This is a genomic window from Janthinobacterium sp. KBS0711 (genome assembly GCF_000988085.1).
Classification (GTDB): Bacteria; Pseudomonadota; Gammaproteobacteria; order Burkholderiales; family Burkholderiaceae_D; genus Janthinobacterium; species Janthinobacterium lividum_E.
This window is the reverse complement of record NZ_LBCO01000024.1, coordinates 752,122-774,221: the sequence shown is the minus strand read 5'-3', so window position 1 is coordinate 774,221 and position 22,100 is coordinate 752,122. Positions and strand designations below refer to the sequence as shown.

Sequence of the window (22,100 nt, the reverse complement as noted above, 5' to 3'; positions counted from 1 at the left end):
CAGATGAATAGGAGTTTTTATGGTCAAAGTCTACGAAATTAACGGCGTCACCCCAGTCGTCCACCCCAGCGCCTATGTGCATCCGTCGGCCGTGCTGATCGGCGACGTGATCGTCGGTCCGCGCTGCTATATCGGTCCGCTGGCCTCGATCCGCGGCGACTTCGGCCGATTGATCCTGGAAGAGGGCGCGAACCTGCAGGACACCTGCGTCATGCACGGCTTTCCCGGCTGCGACACGGTGGTCGAAGTCGACGGCCATATCGGCCACGGGGCCGTGCTGCACGGCTGCCGCATCGGCCGCAATGCGCTCGTCGGCATGAACGCCGTGGTGATGGATAACGCCGTCATCGGCGAGGAATCGATCGTCGCGGCCATGAGTTTCGTCAAGGCGGGCATGATCGTCGCACCGCGCAGCATGGTCGTCGGCACGCCCGCCAAGATCATCCGCGCGCTGACCGACGATGAAATCAAATGGAAAAGCTCGGGCACGGGCCAGTACCACGAACTGGCCGTGCGGTCGATGCAGACGATGCGCGAAGTGGAAGCCCTGACGCAAGTCGAGGCCAACCGCCAGCGATTGAATTTCGAATCCGCCTTGCCGCTGCACCTGCACAAGAACGCAGCGGCGCAGTAACCTTTAACCCTTTAAATGCTGGGGTCAGACCCGACGGGTCTGACCCCTAACGGAGAAACCACATGGCTCAAATATCCACCCTGCAAAGCCTGATCGCCGGCCGCTGGCTGGGCGAAAGCGCCGCCGTGCCCCTGCACAGCGCCTTGAACAACCGCGTCATCTATCACACGCATGCGGAAAAGATCGACTTCGACGAAGCCGTTACGTATGCGCGCAAGACGGGCGTGCCGGGCCTGATGGCGCTCGACTTCCAGCAGCGCGCCGCGCGCCTGAAGGCGCTCGCCCTGTACCTGGTCGAGCGCAAGGAAGAACTGTATGCGATCTCGCATTTGTCGGGCGCCACGCGCGCCGACAGCTGGGTCGATATCGAAGGCGGCACGGGCACCCTGTTCGCCTACGCCAGCATGGGCAGCAACGAGCTGCCATCGTCGAACGTGCTGCACGAAGGGCCGGCCATCGCGCTTGGTAAAAAAGGCGGTTTCGCCGGCACGCACATCCTGGTGCCGCGCGGCGGCCTGGCCGTGCATATCAACGCCTTCAACTTCCCCATCTGGGGTTTGCTGGAAAAATTCGCGCCCAGCTTTCTGGCGGCCATGCCCTGTATCGCCAAGCCGGCCACGGCGACCAGCTATCTGACGCAGGCCGTCGTGCGCATGATGCATGAATCGGGCTTGCTGCCGGCCGGCAGTTTGCAGCTGGTGATCGGCTCCACGGGCGACTTGCTGGACCGCCTGAATGGCCAGGATTTCGTCACGTTTACGGGATCGGCCGCGACGGCCGCCAAGCTGCGCACGAATCCCAACCTGATCGGCCAGTCCGTGCCCTTCAACGGCGAAGCCGATTCGCTCAACTGTGCCATCCTGGCGCCGGACGTCACGCCCGACGACGTGGAATTCGACCTGTTCGTCAAGGAAGTCGTGCGCGAGATGACGGGCAAGTCGGGCCAGAAGTGCACGGCGATTCGCCGCATCATCGTGCCCGAGCATCTGATGGACGCCGTCGGCACGCGCCTGCGCGAGCGCCTGGCCAAGGTGGTGGTGGGCGATCCGTCCATCGAAGGCGTGCGCATGGGCGCGCTGGCCTCGAAAGAGCAGCAGAACGACGTGGCCGAGCGCGTAGCCACCCTGTCGCAGGGTAACGAGGTGGTGTTCGGCGCGGCCGACGGTTTCAATCCGCTCGGTGATGGCGCGCAGGACGGCAGCTTCTTCTCGCCGACCTTGCTGATGTGCCGCGACGCCTTCGGCAACGACGCCGTGCATGACGTCGAAGCGTTCGGCCCTGTCAGCACCATGATGGGTTACCACGATATCGACGAAGCGCTGGCCCTGGCCGCGCGCGGCAAGGGCAGCCTGGTGAGCACCTTGGTGACGCGCGATCCGAAGATCGCCGCGCGCGTGGTGCCGCAAGTGGCGGCCACGCATGGCCGCGTGCACGTGCTCGAGCGCGTGGCTTCCGTCGATTCGACGGGCCATGGCTCGCCCCTGCCGCAACTGAAGCACGGCGGCCCTGGCCGCGCGGGCGGCGGCGAAGAACTGGGCGGCGTGCGCGCCGTGCGCCACTACCTGCAACGGGCGGCCGTGCAAGGCTCGCCAACCATGCTGGCGGCCATCACGGGTGAATATGTGCGCGGCGCGGATGTCAACGAAAGCCCGATCCATCCGTTCCGCAAGCACTTCGAGGATTTGAAGACGGGCGACTCGCTGCTCACGCACCGCCGCACCGTCAGCGAAGCGGACATCGTCGCCTTCGGCGGTATCTCGGGCGACTTCTTCTACATGCACTTCGACGAAATCGCAGCGAAAGAGTCGCAGTTCGGCAAGCGTATCGCCCACGGCTATTTCGTGCTGTCGGCCGCCGCCGGCCTGTTCGTCTCGCCCGGCGTCGGCCCCGTGCTGGCCAACTATGGCCTGGACAACCTGCGCTTCGTCGCCCCCGTCGCCATTGGCGACACCATCCGCGCCCGCCTCACGTGCAAGCGCAAGGTCGACCGCAACCGCAAGGACGTCTTTGGCGTGGGCCAGGGCGTGGTCGCGTGGGACGTGCAGGTGACGAACCAGAACGAGGAACTAGTGGCCAGCTACGACATTCTGACCCTGGTCTCGAAGCGCGAATAAGCATCGACTGCAGCACTGGTGTCAACGGCGCCGCCCGCGATCTTCGCGCGGGCGGCGTTTTTTATTCGGCTTGTCTTGAATTATCCATAAGTGTATGAAAAATATAGCGTAAGTGTGGTTTTGCACCGCGTGCTATTTAGATAAACCCCTCTAGAACGCGTGCTTTTTCCGTGAAAAGAGGTGAATTCGTTCATTGCCTCAAGAAAACTTTCCAACGTAAAACCTTTTCTCTGTAGCATGGTTTTACTCACTGGTTACGCCGCCATCACGCCCAAGGCGATGGCGGCGCGAAAAAAACGGACCCGGCCTTTTACGGCCGGTGAGCCATCGACCTCGAGCCCACTCCACGTTCACCGCTACGGGTATTTAATTACTATGAATAAACACGTCCTGATTTTCCTGCTGGCCATGCCCCTGGCCATCAGCCATGCCTATGCCGAAGAGGCCACCGGCCCCGCGGTCAAAGTCAGCGGCTACGGCACGGCCGCCCTGACCATGGCCGATACCGACAATGCGCAGTTCGCGCGCCCGAACCAGGCTGCCGGCGCCGGCCGCACTGCCCGCACGGGCGTCGATTCCAACCTGGGACTGCAAGCCAATGTCACCGTCAATCCATGGCTGTCGGCCACCGTGCAGGGCCTGGCGCGCAAGGATGGCGAGGATGATTTCGGCGCCGAACTGGCGTGGGCCTTCGCCAAGGCCAAGGTATCGGACAGCTTCAGCGTGCGCGTCGGCCGCATGGGCCTGCCCGTCTTCATGATTTCCGATTACCGCAACGTCGGCTATGCCAACACCATGCTGCGTCCGCCCGGCGAAATGTATTCGCAGGTACCGCTGAACAGCATTGACGGCATTGACGGCACCTACCAGTTCAGCGCGGGCGACACCAGCATCACCACGCAGCTGGCGCTGGGCCGCACCAAGGCCACCCTGGCCACGGGCCCCGCTTCGACGGTGCAGGTGGAAGGCAAGTCCATCGTCGCCCTCAACGTGGTGGCCGAGCATGGCCCCGTCACCGTGCGCTTTGGCCGTGCCGAGACCAAGCTGACGATCAACGATTCGCCGAGCCTGAATACCCTGATGGGCAGCTTGCGCGCGGCAGGCAGCGGCTACAGGATGGTTCAGTTGGGCGCCCTGGCCGATGCGCTGGAAGTCAAGGACAAGAAGGCGTCCTTCACGTCCGTTGGCCTGGGCCTGGACTGGAACAACGTGCTGCTGCAGTCCGAATATGCGAAGCGCAAGACGGACAGCTATGTCAGCGACAGTACCTCGTGGTACGTGATGGGCGGCTACCGCATCGGCGCCTTTTTGCCCTACTACAGCCACGCCAGCCTGAAGGCCGACGGCCGCGTGAACAACACCGTGCCCGCATCCTGCCCGACCGGCTATCCGGCCGCCTGCACGCCGACCCTGCGCGCGCTGTCGGCGGGCGTTGACACCCTGGCTTATACGCGCAACCAGCTCGAGCAATCGACGGACAGCATCGGCGTGCGCTGGGATTTCCACCGTTCGGCCGCGCTGAAGGTGCAGATCGACCGCATCAAGCCGAAGAATGGCCCGGGCCTGTTCGTGCAAGCCAAGCCAGGATTCCATGGCCCCGTCACGGTGGCTGCCGCCGCCATCGATTTCGTTTTCTAAGGAGCGCCGCATGAAACCATTGATCTTGAATGTGGCTGCCTTGCTGGCCTTGTCGACCGCTGTTCCCGCCATGGCCGAAGTGGTCGTGGTGGTCAATGCTAAGAGCGCCGCCGGCGCCATGACGAACGAACAGGTGGCGCAATTTTTCCTCGGTAAATCGACGGCCATGACGCCGGTCGACCAGCCGGAAAGCGCCCCCGTGCGCGCGGAGTTCTACAAGAAGGTGACGGACAAGGAGCCGTCGCAGGCCAAGGCACTGTGGTCCAAGCTGGTTTTCACGGGCAAGGCCACCTTGCCGAAGGAAGTGGCCAATAGCGCCGACGTGAAGAAGGCCGTGGCCGCCGATCCGAAAGCCATCGGCTATATCGAAAAGAGTGCCGTCGACGGCACCGTCAAAGTGGTGCTGACGGCGCCATAAAGCCGGCCCGGGCCGCGCGCCATGCGGCGGCCCGGTACACATACATCAGGAGACAGCAATGAGCATCAAACGCAAGATCTGGGCGCTGCCTGTCGTCTCGGCCGTGATTTTCGGACTGGGCCTGGCCGTCAGCGCCTATCTGTCCACGGCCACGCTCAATTCCATCCACGCCACGGAAAGCGCTGACTATCCCGTGCTCGACATGGCCAAGTCGCTGACCCTGGACGTGGCTGCCGTGGGCGACGCCTTGCGCGACGCCGTCAGCGAAGGCGACAAGGAGCGCATCGGCCAGGTCGGCGGCCAGGCAGTCAAGCTGCGCGAAAAATTGACCGCCTTTGCGGCGATTCCCGGCCAGCGCGAACAGGGCCAGCGGCTGGCCAGGGAATTCGATGCCTATTACGCGCCGGCCCTGAGCGCGGCGCGCATCATGCTGGAAATGGAAGACGGCGACCCGCAAGCGACCGTGGCGCGCATGCAGGGCGCGCTGGCGGTGCTCAACACAGACCTGGCCAAGACCAACGAACAGGCGCAATTGCAGTTCAAGCAGGGCATCGAACGCAGCGCGGCCAATGTGCGCAATGCGCTCAATACCAGCATCGCCGTGGCGCTGGCCGTCATCGTCTGCTTGGTGGCCGTCTCGCATTTCGTCGTGCGCGCCATCTGGCAGCAGCTGGGCGGCGAACCCGAATACGCGCGCCAGATCGCGCGGGCCGTGGCCGATGGCGACCTCTCGATGGAAATCGCCACCGAGGCGGGCGACCAGGCCAGCTTGCTGGCGGCGTTAAAGGAGATGCGTGGCCGGCTGGCCGGCATGGTGTCCGGTATCAAGGCGTCGGCTGAAACCATCCAGGTGGCCAGCGCGGAAATCGCCCAGGGCAATGCGGACCTGGCCGCGCGTACGGAATCGCAGGCGGGCAGCCTGGATCAGACGGCGCGCAGCATGGACAGCCTGACCTCCACCGTGCGCGACAACGCCGCCAACGCGGGCCAGGCGCACGAACTGGTGGTGTCGGCATCGTCTGTGGCCGTGAAGGGCGGGCAAGTGGTCAGCCAGGTGGTCACCACCATGGGCGAGATCAATGATTCCTCGAAACGCATCGTCGACATCATCGGCGTCATCGACGGCATCGCCTTCCAGACGAACATCCTGGCCTTGAACGCGGCCGTGGAAGCGGCGCGCGCCGGCGAGCAGGGACGCGGCTTTGCCGTGGTGGCCTCCGAAGTGCGCAGCCTCGCGCAGCGCAGCGCGGCAGCGGCGCGCGAGATCAAGCAGCTGATCGGCGATTCGGTCGCCAAGGTCAACGTGGGTTCGAAGCTGGTCGACGAGGCGGGTCTGACCATGGGGCAGATCGTCGATTCCGTGAAAAAGGTGGCCGACATCATGGCCGAGATCAGCGCCGCGAGCCAGGCGCAAAGCGCCGGCATCGGCGACATCGGCGTGGCCATCGGCAGCATGGATCAGATGACGCAGCAAAATTCCGCGCTGGTGGAAGAAGCGTCGGCGGCCGCCGAATCACTGCAGGAGCAAGCCGTGCAACTGGGTACGGCGCTGGCCGTGTTCAAGCTGGCGCAGGGCGTTGTGGTGTCGGATTACGCGCAAGGCGCTCCTGCGGCTTACCTGGCGTTGCGGTGATGTCGGATTACGCGCAAGGCGCTAATCCGACCTACCTGACATTGCGGTAGGTTGGATTAGCGCAGCGTAATCCAACACCCGGCTTAAGCCCGCAGCCCGAACGGATCGTCGATGCTGTGCGCCGGCTGCGTGAACCAGCGCGGACCGTTTTCCGTCATGTAAAAATGGTCTTCGTGGCGGATGCCGAATTCGCCGGGGATGCAGATCATCGGCTCGTTCGAGAAGCACATGCCCACGTCGAGCGGCGTCGTGTCATTGCCCACCAGGTAGGGCCACTCGTGGATGTCGAGGCCGATGCCGTGGCCCGTGCGGTGCGGCAGGCCTGGCAGCTTGTAGCCGGGACCGTAGCCGTCTGCCTCCAGCGACACGCGGGCGGCGCGGTCCACGTCGCCGCAGGGTACGCCCAGCTGCGCGGCGGCGAATGCGGCGGCCTGCGCGGCTTTTTCGCTGTTCCACACGCTGCGCTGGCGTTCGCTGATGGCGCCAAACACATAGGTGCGCGTGATGTCGGAGATGTAGTTCATCACCTGGCAGCCCGTGTCGATCAGCACCGTGTCGCCTGCCTTCAAGGTCTGCACGTAGTTGACGCCATGCGGATACGCCGTCGCTTCACCGAACAGCACGATGCAGAAATACGAGCGGGGCGCGCCTACCTTGCGGTGCGCGCGCTGGATGAATTCTTCCACTTCCACCGTCGTGATGCCTTCGTACAGCATGCTGGCCGTGGCCACGTGCACGGCCAGGGTCATGTCCATCACGCGCTGCATCAGGGCGATTTCCGCAGCCGACTTGCGGCTGCGGCAGTAGGCCGTGACGGCGCGCGCGTTTTCCAGCGCATAGCCGGGCGCCAGCGGCTTGATGCCGTCGTAGATGAAGAAGGCGGCGCTTTCGCAGATGCCCACGCACGGCGGGGCAGCCACATCCTGCGCCACGCCCATGCGCGCCAGCACATCGACGAACAGCTGGTACGGGCTTTCATGCTCTTCCCAGCAATTGACCTTGCCTTCGATGAACATGAAGCCTTGCAAGGTGCTTTCCTCGAACGCGGGGGCGATGTATTCGATGTCGCCGCTGGCCGGCAGGATGGCGCCCACCATGCGTTCGCTGGCATACCATTTGGTGCCCGTGAAATAGGTGAGGTTGGCGCCCGCGTTCAGGTAGATGGCGGCGATGCCCTGCTGGCGCATGAACGCTTGCGCCCTGGCGATGCGTTGCGCATGTTCGTCCTTGCCGATGGCGACCATGCCGCCCGTCATGTCCGACAGCGATGCCAATGCCTGTTCGATGGAAGTGCCACCTATGCTCATGCCTGCTCCTTTGTTCGATGCTGAATATGGAATGCGGGCATGATATCAGTTCGCGCCTTTCGGCTTGAGCCCGGGCGCGCCGCCGGCCGCATCGGGCGGGGCCAGCACCAGGTCGTGCGGATACGTGAAGTGCCAGTCCGCGTAGCGTTGCTTGCGGCGCAAGCTGGCGTCTTCGTCGAGAAAATTGTCCTGCTTCATGGGCAGTTGCGGCGACAGCGAATGGATGCCGACGATGCGTCCCTCCTGCCGCAGCAGGCCCCATTCCGCCTTGCCCGTGACGGGGTCCGCATACACGCGGCGCAGATGACGCCGGGCGTTGGCAAAGCGCGGGTCGCGCAGCAGCTCCTGCAGGGTCAATGGATAGCGGGGCCGCCCGTCGCCCGGCGTGCTGTCGTAGTAGCGGCCCAGCGCATTGCGGAATTCATGGCCGATGAACAGCAGCTCGCGCTCCTTGTCGCGCCGCGCGGCCGTGGCATGCAATTCGCTGGCCACGACCAGGCCCACGCCCATGAAGGCCACCAGCATCAGGGTCCAGATATACGCGAAGCCCCGTGCGCGGCGTCGAAAATCAGAGCTGCTCAAAGGGGATGCCCTCGCGCGTCTTGCCCTTGGCGCCGCTGCGCACGTCGGCCACGCCGCCGATCTCGCCATTGGGCGAAGGGATCAACTGCCAGGTGGCGGCGGACTCAGTGACGGGGTCGAGCGGCACGCTGCGGAAATAATGGTGCGTCACCAGGTCGGCCAGCGCGGCCGGATACTCGCCCTTGTCGGCATAGTATTTATCGAGGCCGCTCCTGAGTACTTGCAGGTTTTCCTTCAGGGCGACTTCCTTCGATTTTTCCACGGAACCGAAATAGCGGGGGATGGCGATCGTCAGCAGCAGCGAAATGATCGCCAGCACCACCAGCAGTTCGACCAGGGTAAAGCCGCGACGTAGAGAGGAGGCAGGCATCGGGTTCACCATTGATTGAGCGGCACGCCGTTCAGGCCCACCTTGGTCGAGCGCGAGGCGACATCGAACACGTCCTCGCCTTCGCTGGGGTTGTCGGACGGCGAGGCATAGGCGCGCTTGCTCCAGCTGTCGGCTGCGCTGCCTTCTTCCCTGGGCTGGAACGGGTCGCGCGGCAGGCGGCGAAGGAAATAGATGTTTTGCTTGGACGGGCTGCGCTGGTCGGGCACGCCCTCGACCAGTTCCTCGAGTTTTTTCGGATAGCCGGAGGCGCCCAGCGACAGCTTGATGCGGCCATTGTCCGAAGCGCGCTTGTAGGCATCGATCGCTTCGCGCATCTCGATCAGGGCGCTGCGCAATTGCTGTTCCTTCGCACGTTGCAAGGCCACCTGCGCCATTGGCACGGCCACCGTGGCCAGGGTCGCCATGATGGCCAGGGTGATCATCAGCTCGATGAAGGTAAATCCCCTTGGTTTCACTGGCCACCCTTGCCTGATTTTTCGCCGGCGGCGGGCGCTTCGTCGCCGCCCGTCATGGGCGAGCCGGCGCGTGGCGCGGCCTGCTCGGGCGCGGCGATAGCCTCGGGAGAGCCGCCCACGCTGGCGCGGCCGCCCACGGATGCCTCGGTGCCGGAATTGAATTCGGCCGTCATCAGGTCCGGACGGCGGATGCTGCGCAGCAGGCGTGGCGTGATCGACAGCACGATCTCGCTGCGCATGGCGTCGTCCTTCTGGCTGCCGAACAGGCGGTTCAGCACGGGCAGTTCGCCCACGCCCGGCACCTTGTTGGCCGTACCCCGGTCTTCATCGCTGATCAGGCCTGCCAGCACCTGGGTTTCGCCATCCTTCAGGCGCAGGACGGTGGACGCGCTGCGCGTGCCGATCTGGTAAGCCTGCGTGCCCGTCTTGCTGATGACTTCCTTGACGACGTTCGACACTTCCAGGTTGATCTTGATGGCCACTTCGTCGTCCAGGTAGACGTTCGGTTCCACGTCGAGCTTCAAGCCCACGTCGATGTAGTTGACGCTGTCGGAACTGACGCCGTTATTCGTCGTGACGGTGATGACGGGCACGCGGTCGCCGATGAGGATCTTGGCCTTTTCTTTGTTGCGCACGCGGATGCGCGGGTTGGCGAGGATATTGCTGTCGCTGTCCGTCTTGTTGGCGTTCAGGGTGACGCCGCCGATACCCAGGTTGATATTGTCGCCATTGATTCGGTGCAGGTCCGCCACTTTCAGGCCGCCCAGGCCTCCCGTAATACCTGCAGCACCGGCCAGTGTCAGGCTGGCCTGGTCCGGCCAGCGCACACCCAGTTCCATCAGGCGCGTGCGCTTGACTTCCAGTACTTCCACTTCCAGCATCACTTCCGGGTCGGCCAGGTCCTGCACGTTGATGATGCGCTCGGCCATGCGCACCATTTCCGGCGTATCGCGCAGCATGATGATGCCCAGGCGTTCATCGGTGACGACATCCTTGGCCTTGAGCAGGGTCTTGATGGAAAACGCCACCGTCTTGACATCGGCATTGGCGAGGAAAAAAGTGCGCACGACGAGCTGCTGGTAATCCTTCACTTTTTGCGGCGTGTTAGGGTAGATCGTGATCGACTTGTCGCTGGTGACGCTTTGTTCCAGCTGGTTCGCGCCCAGCAGCATGGTAATCGCCTCTTCGATGCTGGTATCGCGCACGGAAATCGTGGCGCGCAGGGCCGGGTCGACCTCCTTGTCGAAGACGAAGTTCAGGCCCGACACCTTGCTGATGAAGTCGAACACGGAGCGTAGCGGCGCGTCGCGAAACTCGAGGGTGACGGGTTTGCGGTAGGCCGCCGCCAGCTTGCCGCCGGCCGGCAGGCTTTTCGACTGCGCCTCGCCGATGCGGCTTTTCAGGGCCAGCGCCTCGCGCTGTGCGGGGCGTTCCTGCAGCACCTGGCGCAAGGCTTCCTGCGCCTGCGCGACATTCGCCTCGCCACCGCGCTGGTAGCTGGCCTGCGCTTCCTGCACCAGCTTGCGGTGCCGTTCATCCTGCGCCACCCCGGCCAGGCCCCGCTGCGCCACGTCGTTGCTGGCGTCCAGTGTCAGCGCCTGCTGGTACAGCGCCTGTGCTTCGGGCAGCTTGCCCTGCTGGCGCAGCGCCTCGGCGCGGCCATTCAGATTGTTCAGCGCGCGCATCCTGCCGTTGGTGACGGCGATACGGTACTTGGCGTTGGTCGGCTCGGCTTGCGCCGCCTGTTCCAGCAGGGCCAGTCCCTGCTCCGTGCGCCCCGCGCCCAGCATGGCCTGGCCATCGTTATAGGCCTGGTTGCCGGCGCAGGCGGCCAGCAGGGACAGCATCGGCAGCAGGGTGATGAGATTACGAGACATGGGTGCGGCGCGTCGTTTCAATTGAGGTCCCCTACGGCGAGTGTCTGTTTCAGGTTAAGCGGCAGATAGGTAAATTGCAGGGCACCCTGCACCACGCCGTCGAAGCGGTAGCGCTCTTCCAGCATATCGCCGGGACGCGCCACGACATTGCGTTCGCCCGCTTGCAGGAAGTAGGCCGCCTTGCCTTCGTCGACAAAGCGGCCGAGGAATTGAAATGGCAGCGGTGGCGGCGCGTTTGCATCGACGCGGGCAACGGGTAGTGCGGCCTGGGCCGCCTGCTGGTCGAGCATGATCTTTTTTGGCGTCTCCGGCTGCCAGCTTTGCTTGGCGAACAGGGTGGCCGCTTCCTCGTCGTCGAGTCCCCGGCGCGGTTCGATGGCCAGCGCGCGATTCGTTTGCGCAGCTGCAGTGGCGGCAGCGATGGGCGCTGGCGCCACCCGCTCCACCTGGCGCGGCGTGGCCGTGGCCGGCCCGACGATGCTGCCTTCGTCCTCGGGCGCGAAGAGGGCGGCCAGCAAGGTCGCCACGGCGGCGGCTCCCAGTACGGCTTTTTTCATCGACGCACCTCCGCCTTCTTCACCAGCAGGATGAACTGGATGCGCGCGTCGATCTCGCCCGCCTCGATCTGCTCGCGCTTGAAGAGCACGGAGTCCAAGGTCAGGGTGGGCAGCGCTTGCAGGGCGTCGACGATAAAGGTTTGCAGCTGCGCGTATTCGGCCTTGACGGGCAGGGTGATCTGGTAGCGTAAAAAGGCCGTGTTGCCGTCTTCCTGCGGCTTGTAGTCGGCCTTGGCCAGGGTGACGCCGCTCTTTTGCGCCACTTCCAGCAATGCCTTCAATTGTTCGGGAATGCTGTCATGCGCGGGCAGGTAGGCGTGAAAGGCGGCCAGGCTGTCGGCATCCGCATCGAGCGTGACGGGTGCCGGCGGCAGCGCCGATTGTCTGGCAGCCGTGGCCAGTTGCGCCGCCAGTTGCTGCTGGCGCGTGCCCAAGGCATCGCCCTGCTGCACTGCGAAAGCGGCCAGCGCCAAGCAGGCCGCACCCATGGCGCTGGGCCAGCCCAGCGTGCGCCACAGACGCGCGGCTTCCCACGCCAGCCGCGGCGGCACGTGCAGCTGCAGGCGCGCGCGGGCCACGGGCGTGCCGGCTTTTAACACGGGTTTTATTGCCGCCATTGCGCCTCCAGCTGAAAACGGTAAGGGTGTTCGGGGGCGTTCGCATTCATCTCGTGCTTGAGCAGATACACGGAGCTGAACATGGGTTGCTGGTTCAGGAAGGCCAGGTAATTGAGCATGTCTTGCGGCGTTTCCGCCTCGGCGGCGATCTTCAGGACGCTGGCGCCATCCTGTCCCTGCTGTGCGTTCAGGTCCAGCCCCAGCAGGGCCACGCGCACGTCACGCGGCGCCTGCACTGTCTTGATCAGGCGCGTGACGGGCAGGTTAAGCTGGCGCACGGCGGCGGCCACCTGTTTCAGTTCGAGGTCGCGTTCGCGCTGCTGGCTCACCGACAAGGGCGCGCGCACGGGGCGCGCGGGCTGCAGCTGCGCCAGTTGCGCTTCCAGGCGCCGCGTTTCCTGCGCCTGCACCAGCCAGTACCCGGCGGCCGGCAGCAGCATCAAGCCGCCCGCCAGGCACAGGGCCAGGCGCCAGCCCTTGAAGGTCTGCGCCGCGCCGGGCGGCAGGAATTCCAGGCGGCTCAGGCCCATGCGGCCTCCCGCATCAGGTGGGCGCCGCTGGCCACGGCGACGGGCACGAAGCGCTCCGGCACGTTCGCTTGCGGCACGCCGCTCAAGTCGAGCAGCGTCACCTGTTCGATGGCGTCGAGCTGCGGCGCGCGCAAGTTCCAGCGCCGCCAGGCCCGTTCCAGTTCATCGCCCCAGTCCGCGGCGCAGGACTGGCTGTGCAGGGCCGTGATGCGTCCGTCGCTCGCCGTTGCCAGCAGCAGCCTGCCCGCTTCCACCAGGGCGAAGGCGGCCGGTTTGCCGCCGGCGATGCTGCGCCAGGCCGGTCCGGCGATCGGCTCGATGGACAGGCAGCGCCGGCCATGTGCTGCCGCCGCGTCCTGCACGCCTTGCAGCAGGGCCGCATCGATGCCGCAGGCCAGGCGCGGCTTGCCATAGGGGGCGTCGTCGGCAGCCAGGTGCCAGGCGCGTGCGCCCTCGCCGTAGACGGCGGCGAACTGGCTGTGCAGGAAGCGCTGTGCGCTGGCCCGGTCGAGCAGGGCGCCGCTCCACGGCACCACCTGCATGGCGCACCAGCGGCTGGCCAGGCTGACGGCCAGCGGCAGTTTTTTAGCGCCAGCGTGTTCAAGCCAGCCGCGCAGGGCGGCCAGCGCCACTTCCCAGCTGGCGTCGGGATTCGCAATGGGCAGGTGGAAGGCGCTGTCCGCCACGGGACGGCCGGCGCGGCGCAGCACGCCATGCAGCCCGTGCGGCGCCAGGTGCAGGCACACGGTGGCGCGGGCAAGGTGTTCAATAAGTGACACGATTGAGCTCCGCTAAAGTGGTTTCGCCGCGCCGTACCAGATCCAGCCCCGCTTCGCGCGCCAGGCGAAAACCGTTGCGTGCCGCTTCTTCCTTCATCTGGCTCAGGGGCGCGCGCGTGCAGATCATTTCGCGCATCGCGTCGCTCAGCATCAAGACTTCAGCGACGGCCTTGCGGCCCTTGTAGCCGGTGCCGCGGCAGTGGCCGCAGCCCTTGCCGGCCATGAATTGCCAGTCCTGTACCTGGTGCAGGGCCAGGCCGCTGTCGCGCAATTGCTGCGCATCGGCCAGTACTTCGGCGCTGGCGTCGACGGCGCAATGGGCGCAATTGAGGCGCAGCAGGCGCTGCGCCACGATGCCGTTCAGGGCCGCCGCAAAGCTGTAGGCGTCGACGCCCATGTGCAGGAAGCGGCCGACCACGTCAAAGACGTTGTTTGCATGCACGGTGGTAAACACCAGGTGGCCCGTGAGCGCTGCCTGCACGGCGATCTGCGCCGTTTCGTCGTCGCGGATTTCGCCGATCATGATTTTGTCCGGGTCGTGGCGCAAGATGGAGCGCAGACCGCGCGCAAACGTCAGCCCCTTCTTTTCGTTGACGGGAATCTGCAGCACACGCGGCAAGCGGTATTCGACGGGATCCTCGATGGTGACGATCTTGTCGCGCCCCGTGTTGATTTCCGTGATGGCCGCGTACAGGGTGGTGGTCTTGCCGGAACCCGTGGGTCCCGTCACCAGCAGCATGCCGTGCGGCTTGGCGGCCAGGCGGCGGATCTGCTCGATGGCGTCCTCGTTCAGGCCCAGGCTTTCCAGGCGCAGCGCCTGCGCCGCTTCCGTCAGCGCGCGCCGGTCCAGCAGGCGCAGCACGGCGTCTTCGCCAAAGATATTGGGCATGATGGAAACGCGAAAATCGATCTCCGCCCCTTTCACACGCACCTTGAAGCGGCCATCCTGGGGGATGCGGCGCTCGGCGATGTCGAGATCGGCCATGACCTTGATGCGCGAGATGATCTGCTCGGCCATCGCCAGTCCCTGCACCTGGCCCGCCTGCACCAGCACGCCGTCGACGCGGTATTTGATGACGAGGCTGGCCACGTCGCATTCGAGGTGGATGTCGCTGGCCTGGAATTTCAGGGCGTCGTAGATGGTGGAGTTCACCAATTTCACCACCGGACTGCTGTCCTCGCTGATGCGGATCAGCGAGATGTCTTCGATGCTCTGGTCCAGGCCCGGGATATCATCCCCATGCTGCATTTCCTGCATCGCCTGCTGCACGCTTTCCTGTTGCAGCAGATAGGCGGCCAGATCGTCCGGGTGCGCCAGCGCCACCGTGAAGGGCGTGGACAGGGCGAAGTCGGCCCACTGCAGCAAGTCTTCGGCAAACGGGTTGCCGATGACGAGCACGGGCGGCGCGCCGGGGACGCCAGGCTGCAGCAGCACGCAGTCGCGCTGGGCGCAATCCGTGTAGGGCAGCAGGCCGAACGCGGGCAAGGCGGCCTGCAGCTCGACCATCGTCCACGCCGGGTAGCGGAACAGGGCGGCCAGCTGGCGCAAAAAGACTTCGGGCGGCAGGGCCGCCGTTTCCTGCAGCACGGCCATCTGCGGGCGGCCCTGTTGCAGCGCGCTGGCGTGGGCGCGGCGCAGCATGGCGGCATCGAGCACGGCCCGTTCCTCGTCGCGTGCGTTCATGTCATGACTCTCACGATAAGCTCCCCGCCAGTTCAAAGATCGGCATGTACATCAGCACCACCACGCCGCCGATGACGACACCGATGATGGTCATCAAGAGCGGTTCGAGCAGGCGCGACGCCCAGTCCACCCAGCGGGCGAATTCCTCGTCGTGGAACTTGGCCGAGCGTTCCAGCATGTCGCCCAGGCGGCCCGTGTTCTCTCCCACTTTCAGCAGCGATTGCGCCACCGGCGTGGCCATGTCGGCCTGTTCCAGCGCGGTGGAAAACGGCATGCCTTCCTGTACCGCGCGGCGCGCCTGCGCCAGTTGTTCCTGCTGCGCCGGCAGCAGCATGGGGCCGACCATGGCCAGCGCCTTGTGCAGCGGGATGCCGGCGTGCAGCAGCAGGCTGAGGGCACGGTAGAAGCGGGCCAGGCGGAATTCCGCCGCCTTCCCGGCCAGTACGGGCAGGCGCAAGAGGCGCAGCACCAGCGCCATGCGCATGGCGCGGTTGGCGATGCCGAAGACCACGGCGCCGACCACGGCGGCCAGCGCGCCGGCGCACAGCAGCGGATGCGCGGCCAGGGTCTGGCCAAAGCCGAGCAGCATTTGCGACATCCACGGAATCTCGCGGCCCGAGCTTTCGTAGACGACGCTGAACTTGGGCACCACATAGCCGAGCAGGAACAGGGTCACGAGGCCGCCGACAACGAGCAGCATGCACGGGTAGATGGCGGCGGAAATGAGTTTTTTTCGGATGGCGTCGAACTGCAATTGGTAGGCGACGAAGCGCGCCAGCGCCTCGGGCAGGTTGCCCGAGCGTTCGGCCGCATGCACGGTGGCGATGTAAATGTCGGGGAAAATGTCGGGGAAACCGGCCAGGGTGTCGGAAAAGCTTTGCCCTTGCTGCAGGGTGAGGACGATGGCGGCCAGGGTGGCCTTGGCGCCCGCGCGCGTTTCCTTGTTGTGCAGGGTGGCCATGGCCTCGCCCAGGTTCAGGCCCGCTTCGAGCAGGGCCAGCAGCTCCTGGCTGAATTGCAGCAGGGGCAGGCCCTGTTTGCCGGGACGCAGCGCGACGCCCGCGTCCTGCGCAGCGCCGTCATCGACGGCCAGCACGCGCCAGCCGCCGCGCACGGCCGCGCGGATCGCCTCGGCCTCGCTGGCGGCGTCGATGGCCAGCGCCTGGCTGCCCGCCGGGCCCTGCACCTGGAGGTGGAACTGCATCGTCGGCTCAGGCGAGCATGGCGAGGGCCTGGGGCGTGAAAATGGGGTGATGTGAAAAGGGTACAGCGCGTGCGGACAAGGTCGAAGTAGGCATCGGTCAGGAACAATCCAAAAAAAGTTCAATTCGTCGCGGGTACCGGCAGCAGGCAGGAGGCAATCACTGCCTCAGGGTAGACTGGAATTGCCAGGAAATCAATCGTGCCGTGCGGGCAAGCCCTGTATCGATGGCTTGCCCGCAATTCAGCCGCTTACTGGGTAACCAGGCTGACCTTGTCGATCACGAACGAGGTTTGCAGCGATGCATCCTCGGTCGCGGCAAACGAGATCTGCACGGTCTGGCCCTTGTAGGCGATCAGGTCGAAGGTGCGGATCTGGTAGCCGGCAGCCTTGTTCACGTTCGAGTACGAGGCCAGGGTGCCCAGCACCGTACCGGCGCTGTTCTTCACGGTGACGACCAGCTTGTCGTACACGGTATTGCCTGTTTCAGCCGTGTCGATATGCAGCGCAAAGGTCAGGCTGGCGGACGTGGCGGCGGCCGGAATGGCCACGCTTTGCGTCAGCGATTCGCTGGCCGTGGCGCCATTGCCGCCCAGCCAGGCGTACTTCGTGCCTTCATAGGCGGCTTGGCCCGTGAAGGTGCCGATGGCACCCGTGGTGCCGCTCCAGCCCGTGGCGCCGGACTCGAAGCCGCCGTTCGTCACTCTTTCGGTGGCCGAACTGGTGCCGACCGTCAGGGTGGCGTTGTTCGACGTGGCCGTCACGGCGGGCGAGGACGAATCCGTCACCGTGGCCTTGAAGACGGCGCCGCTGTCGGCCGCCACGGCCGTGAAGCTGTAGGCGGGCGACGTGGCGCCGCTGATCACGGCGCCGTTGCGGAACCACTTGTAGGTGTACGGTGCCGTGCCGCCGCCCGCGCCCACGGCGAACGAGGCGGTGGCGCCCGGTGCGACGGTGATGCTGGCCGGCTGGCTGGTGATGGTCACCGCACCGCCTGTGGTCGATTCATCGACGTCCGCGCCCACGTTGATGGCCGCATACGCGCGCTTGACGGCGATGGACTCGGCGCTGCCCACGCCATACAGTTCCTCGGCTGCCTGCAGCACCTTGTTGCGCGCGTCGGCGTAGTTGGTCGACGAGGTGAACTTGGTGGTGGCGGCCTTGAACCAGATGCGGTACGCCTTGTCGCTGCCGATACCGGTCATGGCCAGCGGGCTTTTGTTCAGGTAGGAGCTGTAGTAGTCGCTGCTGGACGTGGAGTTCGAACCTTGCGACAGGAAGTAGAACATGCGGTTGTTCGGACCGCTGCTGTAGTGGACGTCCAGGTTCTTGATGGTGCTGCTCCACGCATTCGGGCTGCTGCCATCCTTGCTCGGCTTGTACAGCCAGCGCAGCGGCTGGCCATTCTTGGCGATCTCCTTGCCCGTCATCCAATCGTTGCCAGTGTTGGGAATCGTCGTGCCCGTGCCGCCGGCGCGCGCATAGGCTTCCACCATTTCGCCGGCGATGTCCGAACTCGATTCGTTCAAGCCGCCCGACTCCTGCGAGTAGATCAGGCCCGAGGTGGCGTCCGTGATGCCGTGGCCCATTTCATGGCCGATCACGTCGATGGAACCGAGGTTGTTGAACGAGCTGCCGCCGTCGCCGATGTACATGCACTTGCAGTTGCTGTCGTAGTAGGCGTTGTCGTAGGCCGTGTTGACGTGGGCGGCGATGTGGGTGGCCGTGTTGTTGCCGTCCAGGCTGGACCAGCCCAGCACGTTCTTGTGCGTGTCGTAGGTGTTCATCAGGCCCCACATCGCGTTTACGGCCGCCGTCTGTCCGTTGGCGTTGGTGGTGCTGCCGCCGTTGATGTATTGCTGGCCGTCGCCCCAGGTATTGCTGGTGCTGCTGTACACGCTGCCCGAGGTGGTGCCGTGGTTGGCATTCGTGATGGCCATGCCGCCAAAGCTGCCGCCCGTGCCACGGCTGGGGTCCTTCATGGTGTAGGTGCTGCCCGTGAGCGTGGTGTTGAGCGGCACCTGGCCGTTGTACTGGCTGTTGCCGATGCCGGCCACGGTTTTCAGGGCTTTCCATTGGCGCAGGATGCGGCCATCCCTGGCGCTGACGACGGTGTCGTAGTAGACCGGTTTGCTGCCGCTGATCATGCGCGTCTGCACCAGGTAGGCCAGCTCGTAATGGTCGACCACGTCCTGCACGTCGAGGGCGTTCAGCGCGGCTTCCGACTTGTTCTCCGCGCCGGCCACGCGCACGGTTTTCATGACGGGGTAGATCAGCAGCTGCGCATGCGGCGGCACGTGGTCGACGGCGCGCACGCCAATGCTGTCCACGGCGGCGGCGATGGCGGCGGCGGCGCTGATGGCCGGCGTGGTGTCGATATCGGTGGTGGCGCTGCGGGTGACGGAATTGACGCCGCCGCTACCGAGGCCGGACGCGCGGTCCGACACGGATTCGCTGACGATGTCGCCGGCGCTGTTGCTGACCACGACCGTCTCGGAACCGAAGACGGGCAATCCCTTGTAGGTGTGCTGCACACGGCTCACGCGCGTGCCGCTGACACCCGGATGCTGGGCGCCGACGGCAAAGCCATGTTCGGTGTTCAGGCCGCGGCTGCGCGCCTGCGCGGCCAGCTTGTTGACCAGGCTGGCGGTCTCTTGTGGAGAAGCCAGGGCGACCGGGGCAGCCATCAGGGTGTGTGGCAGCGGCGTGGCGGCGTCTGCCGTGGTGGCCATCAGCGGCAGGGCGGCGATGGATGCGGCAACTATCGTCAAACGTAAATTCATTTCTGCTCCATGGTATCGGTTAAGGAAATGGTGAATGAGCTGGCCGCGATGCCTGATGGCCACCCCGGCGTGCCTGGCGACGGGCGGATAGCCTGCCGTTTTGTGGTGGCATGACGCCGGGTAGGGCGACACTAAACTTGTCGAGATCGCCATGTCAAAAAATTCAAGAAATGGGTCACTCCACGAATTTTTGTTAAAAATTGAACATTTATCGGCGCCGGATCGTTGGAAAGTTTGATCTACCACAAGCTGCAACTTTTGTTATGGACTACTTCCCCTAATGGAGCGTTCTGTTGGAAAAACACTGTTGCCTTTTCTAAATGTTGCGATCTACACTAGCTCTTCGCGTTGTCCCCAGCGGACCAGGCGAAAACAAAAAAAGCGCACGCGGCAATGACCGCGTCCAGATACAGCGCATCGGGAAAAAAAATCGGGAGTTTCACATGACGTCAGTTCTGTTTTCTGCTGTGGGTTTCAGTCATTTCCCCTCTGGAGCGGCATTCATGCTGCATCCGCCTTCCTAGCGGCCGCCAGCCGGCTCTTCCCCCGCGAGGGGTTCTTTTCCGCGAGTCCGACCGCGCCGCCCGGCGTGGCCGCTGGCGCAGTGCATCCTTTTTTCAGGAAGGGTTGCCGGCTCCTGGTGCGTGCACCGGAATCACCGGCCCGAAGAACTATGCTTTCGATAGCGACCAAAGTGGAACAGATCGTGATGGAATCGGCCTTTCTCAGCGAGGGATTGGGCCGTGGCTTGCTGAACCTGTCGGAACTGGCGCGCCAGCTGCAGCCGCAATTGCAGACCGACTTGTGGAAGCCGGTGGGGCAGGCCGCCGTGGTGATGGCGCTGCGCCGCCTGGCCGAACGCATGCCGCAGCAGAAAAGCGGCGAGATCATGCTGGCGCACCGCGCGGGCGAACTGTCCACGCGCAGCGAATTGATGATTTTTACCTACCGCTATTCAGACCAGACCTATGACTGCCAGCGCCAGTTGCTGGCGCTGGCGGCACCCCAGCGCGGCACCTTCATTACCGTCACACGCGGCGTCAACGAGGTGATGGTGATCTGCAGCCGTTCGCTGCATGCGCTGGTGGAAGAGGTGTTCGGCGAAGAGCAGGAACTGGCGCGCCTGGAGCGGGTGACGGCCGTGACCTTGCACCTGGCGCCCGAAACCTGCTATACGCCGGGCGTGTATCACGCCATCCTCAAGCGCCTGGCCTGGGAGCGGATCAACCTGATCAACATCATCTGCACGTATACGGAGCTGACCTTGCTGCTGGAGGCGTCGCAGACGGGGGCGGCTTTTTCCGTGCTGTCGAAAATCGTCGCGCAATGAAAAACGCCCCGCTGCATCGCTGCAGCGGGGCGCTGGCGGGACGCAGCCCGTTTATTTTTCCAGCTGCGTACGCACGCGGGCGATCGCGGCGCGTACCTGGCGTGGCGCGGTGCCGCCCACGTGGTCGCGCGCAGCAACGGAGCCTTCCAGGGTCAGCACGGCAAACACGTCTTCGTCCGTCAACGGGGAAAACGCGCGCAGCTGCTCGAGCGACAGGTCGGCCAGGTCGCAGCCGGCGTCAACGCAGGCGCGCACGGCCAGGGCCACCGCTTCATGCGCGTCGCGGAACGGCAAGCCCTTCTTGACCAGGTAGTCGGCCAGGTCGGTCGCCGTGGCGTAGCCCTGTAGGGCGGCCGCGCGCATCGCTTCCGGTTTCACCGTGATGCCGCCAGCCATGTCGGCGAAGATGCGCAAGGTGTCGATGACGGTGTCGACGGTGTCGAACAGCGGTTCCTTGTCTTCCTGGTTGTCCTTGTTGTAGGCCAGCGGCTGGCCTTTCATCAGGGTCAACAGACCAATCAGGTGACCGTAGACGCGGCCCGTCTTGCCACGCGCCAGTTCCGGTACGTCCGGGTTTTTCTTTTGCGGCATGATCGACGAGCCGGTGCAGAAGCGGTCGGCGATGTCGATGAAGCCGATACGTGGGCTCATCCAGATCACCAGTTCTTCGGCCATGCGCGACACGTGCATCATCAGCACGGCGGAGGCGGCGCAAAATTCGATGGCGAAGTCGCGGTCCGAGACGGCGTCGAGCGAGTTGTGGCACACGTCGTCGAAGCCCAGCGTTTTTGCCACGCGCAGGCGGTCGATGGGGAAGGTGGTGCCGGCCAGGGCGGCGGCGCCCAGCGGCAGGCGGTTGACGCGCTTGCGGCAGTCGGCCATGCGCTCGGCGTCGCGGCCGAACATTTCGACATACGCCAGCATGTGGTGGCCGAAGGTGATCGGCTGGGCCACCTGCATGTGGGTAAAGCCCGGCATGATGGTGTCGGCATGCTGCTCGGCCAGGTCCGTCAGCGCGCTGCGGAACGTCGCCAGCAGGGCGGTGATGTCATCGATGGCGGAACGCACGTACAGACGGATATCGGTCGCCACCTGGTCGTTGCGCGAACGGCCCGTGTGCAAGCGCTTGCCCGCATCGCCTACCAGTTCGGTCAGGCGTTTTTCAATATTCAGGTGGACATCTTCCAGGTCCAGCAGCCATTCGAACTGGCCGGCGGCGATTTCCTGCGAGATTTGCGCCATGCCGCGCTGGATTTCCGCGTAGTCGGCCGGGCTGATGATGGCTTGCGCATGCAGCATTTCCGCATGGGCCAGCGAACCTTCGATGTCGAACAGCGCCAGGCGCTTGTCAAAAAATACAGAAGCTGTGTAGCGCTTGACGAGGTCCGAGACCGGTTCGGAAAACCGGGCCGACCAGGCTTCGCCCTTTTTGGAGAATTGATCAGTCATGAAAGAAGTCCTTTAGTGTAGGGCGATTATAAACAAGGTTGGCCGGCGGTAGGGCTTTTAGGGGCTTGCAGGGCGCTGAAATGGCCAGGAATGGGGCTGGCAAGCGTCAAATGCCGCGGCG

Annotated in this window: 19 protein-coding genes; 6 read left to right on the top strand and 13 right to left on the bottom strand. The window is 64.7% G+C overall.

Going from position 1 to position 22,100, the window contains the following annotated elements:
- Positions 1-19: 19 nt before the first annotated feature.
- The 5 genes from paaY (at position 20) to VM94_RS16050 (ending at position 6,437) form a co-directional block, all read left to right on the top strand.
- Positions 20-634 (top strand): phenylacetic acid degradation protein PaaY, encoded by a 615-nt coding sequence (gene paaY, locus VM94_RS16070; protein WP_046684302.1) that lies wholly within the window; start codon positions 20-22, stop codon positions 632-634.
- Between the two features lie 62 nt (positions 635-696).
- On the top strand, positions 697-2,748 hold the full coding sequence (gene paaZ, locus VM94_RS16065; RefSeq protein ID WP_046684301.1) for a phenylacetic acid degradation bifunctional protein PaaZ: 2,052 nt from the start codon (positions 697-699) through the stop codon (positions 2,746-2,748).
- 375 nt (positions 2,749-3,123) lie between these two features.
- The gene (locus VM94_RS16060) at positions 3,124-4,386 is read left to right on the top strand and encodes a hypothetical protein (protein WP_046684300.1); all 1,263 of its coding nucleotides are present in this window, start codon (positions 3,124-3,126) and stop codon (positions 4,384-4,386) included.
- Between the two features lie 10 nt (positions 4,387-4,396).
- Positions 4,397-4,804, top strand: coding sequence for a hypothetical protein (locus VM94_RS16055; protein WP_046684299.1), 408 nt, complete (start codon positions 4,397-4,399; stop codon positions 4,802-4,804).
- Between the two features lie 58 nt (positions 4,805-4,862).
- Positions 4,863-6,437, top strand: coding sequence for a methyl-accepting chemotaxis protein (locus VM94_RS16050; RefSeq protein ID WP_046684298.1), 1,575 nt, complete (start codon positions 4,863-4,865; stop codon positions 6,435-6,437).
- Positions 6,438-6,520: 83 nt separating this feature from the next.
- Here the strand turns inward: VM94_RS16050 and VM94_RS16045 are convergent, their stop codons facing one another.
- From VM94_RS16045 to VM94_RS15990, 12 genes are all read right to left on the bottom strand, one after another.
- Positions 6,521-7,744 (bottom strand): M24 family metallopeptidase, encoded by a 1,224-nt coding sequence (locus tag VM94_RS16045; RefSeq protein WP_046684297.1) that lies wholly within the window; start codon positions 7,742-7,744, stop codon positions 6,521-6,523.
- 45 nt (positions 7,745-7,789) lie between these two features.
- Positions 7,790-8,326 carry a hypothetical protein gene (locus VM94_RS16040; RefSeq protein ID WP_046684296.1) on the bottom strand — a complete coding sequence of 179 codons (537 nt, stop codon included), beginning with the start codon at positions 8,324-8,326 and terminating at the stop codon, positions 7,790-7,792.
- Positions 8,313-8,696, bottom strand: a complete 384-nt coding sequence (locus VM94_RS16035; RefSeq protein WP_092712201.1) for a type IV pilin protein — start codon at positions 8,694-8,696, stop codon at positions 8,313-8,315. The genes VM94_RS16040 and VM94_RS16035 overlap by 14 nt, the downstream gene beginning before the upstream one ends.
- A 5-nt stretch (positions 8,697-8,701) precedes the next feature.
- A complete protein-coding gene (locus tag VM94_RS16030; RefSeq protein WP_260687320.1) occupies positions 8,702-9,172 on the bottom strand; it encodes a type II secretion system protein in 471 nt (156 codons plus the stop codon).
- The gene (locus VM94_RS16025) at positions 9,169-11,049 is read right to left on the bottom strand and encodes a general secretion pathway protein GspD (RefSeq protein ID WP_046684294.1); all 1,881 of its coding nucleotides are present in this window, start codon (positions 11,047-11,049) and stop codon (positions 9,169-9,171) included. The genes VM94_RS16030 and VM94_RS16025 overlap by 4 nt, the downstream gene beginning before the upstream one ends.
- Positions 11,050-11,066: 17 nt before the next feature.
- Positions 11,067-11,606 (bottom strand): hypothetical protein, encoded by a 540-nt coding sequence (locus VM94_RS16020; protein ID WP_046684293.1) that lies wholly within the window; start codon positions 11,604-11,606, stop codon positions 11,067-11,069.
- A complete protein-coding gene (gene pilO, locus VM94_RS16015; RefSeq protein WP_046684292.1) occupies positions 11,603-12,223 on the bottom strand; it encodes a type 4a pilus biogenesis protein PilO in 621 nt (206 codons plus the stop codon). The genes VM94_RS16020 and pilO overlap by 4 nt, the downstream gene beginning before the upstream one ends.
- The gene (locus VM94_RS16010) at positions 12,211-12,753 is read right to left on the bottom strand and encodes a hypothetical protein (RefSeq protein WP_046684291.1); all 543 of its coding nucleotides are present in this window, start codon (positions 12,751-12,753) and stop codon (positions 12,211-12,213) included. Before VM94_RS16010 ends, pilO begins: the two co-directional genes overlap by 13 nt.
- Positions 12,744-13,532, bottom strand: a complete 789-nt coding sequence (locus VM94_RS16005; RefSeq protein ID WP_138828982.1) for a hypothetical protein — start codon at positions 13,530-13,532, stop codon at positions 12,744-12,746. Before VM94_RS16005 ends, VM94_RS16010 begins: the two co-directional genes overlap by 10 nt.
- The gene (locus tag VM94_RS16000) at positions 13,519-15,216 is read right to left on the bottom strand and encodes a GspE/PulE family protein (protein WP_046684290.1); all 1,698 of its coding nucleotides are present in this window, start codon (positions 15,214-15,216) and stop codon (positions 13,519-13,521) included. The genes VM94_RS16005 and VM94_RS16000 overlap by 14 nt, the downstream gene beginning before the upstream one ends.
- Before the next feature lie 10 nt (positions 15,217-15,226).
- A complete protein-coding gene (locus VM94_RS15995; RefSeq protein ID WP_046684289.1) occupies positions 15,227-16,420 on the bottom strand; it encodes a type II secretion system F family protein in 1,194 nt (397 codons plus the stop codon).
- Positions 16,421-16,668: 248 nt separating this feature from the next.
- The gene (locus VM94_RS15990) at positions 16,669-19,200 is read right to left on the bottom strand and encodes a M4 family metallopeptidase (RefSeq protein WP_046684288.1); all 2,532 of its coding nucleotides are present in this window, start codon (positions 19,198-19,200) and stop codon (positions 16,669-16,671) included.
- 673 nt (positions 19,201-19,873) lie between these two features.
- On the opposite strand from VM94_RS15990, the gene VM94_RS15985 reads away from it, so the two are divergent.
- Complete coding sequence (locus tag VM94_RS15985; protein ID WP_046684287.1) at positions 19,874-20,530, top strand: hypothetical protein; 657 nt, start codon at positions 19,874-19,876, stop codon at positions 20,528-20,530.
- Positions 20,531-20,581: 51 nt separating this feature from the next.
- Here VM94_RS15985 and argH read toward each other — a convergent pair whose 3' ends face one another.
- Positions 20,582-21,979 (bottom strand): argininosuccinate lyase, encoded by a 1,398-nt coding sequence (gene argH / locus VM94_RS15980; protein WP_046684286.1) that lies wholly within the window; start codon positions 21,977-21,979, stop codon positions 20,582-20,584.
- Between the last annotated feature and the right edge of the window lie 121 nt (positions 21,980-22,100).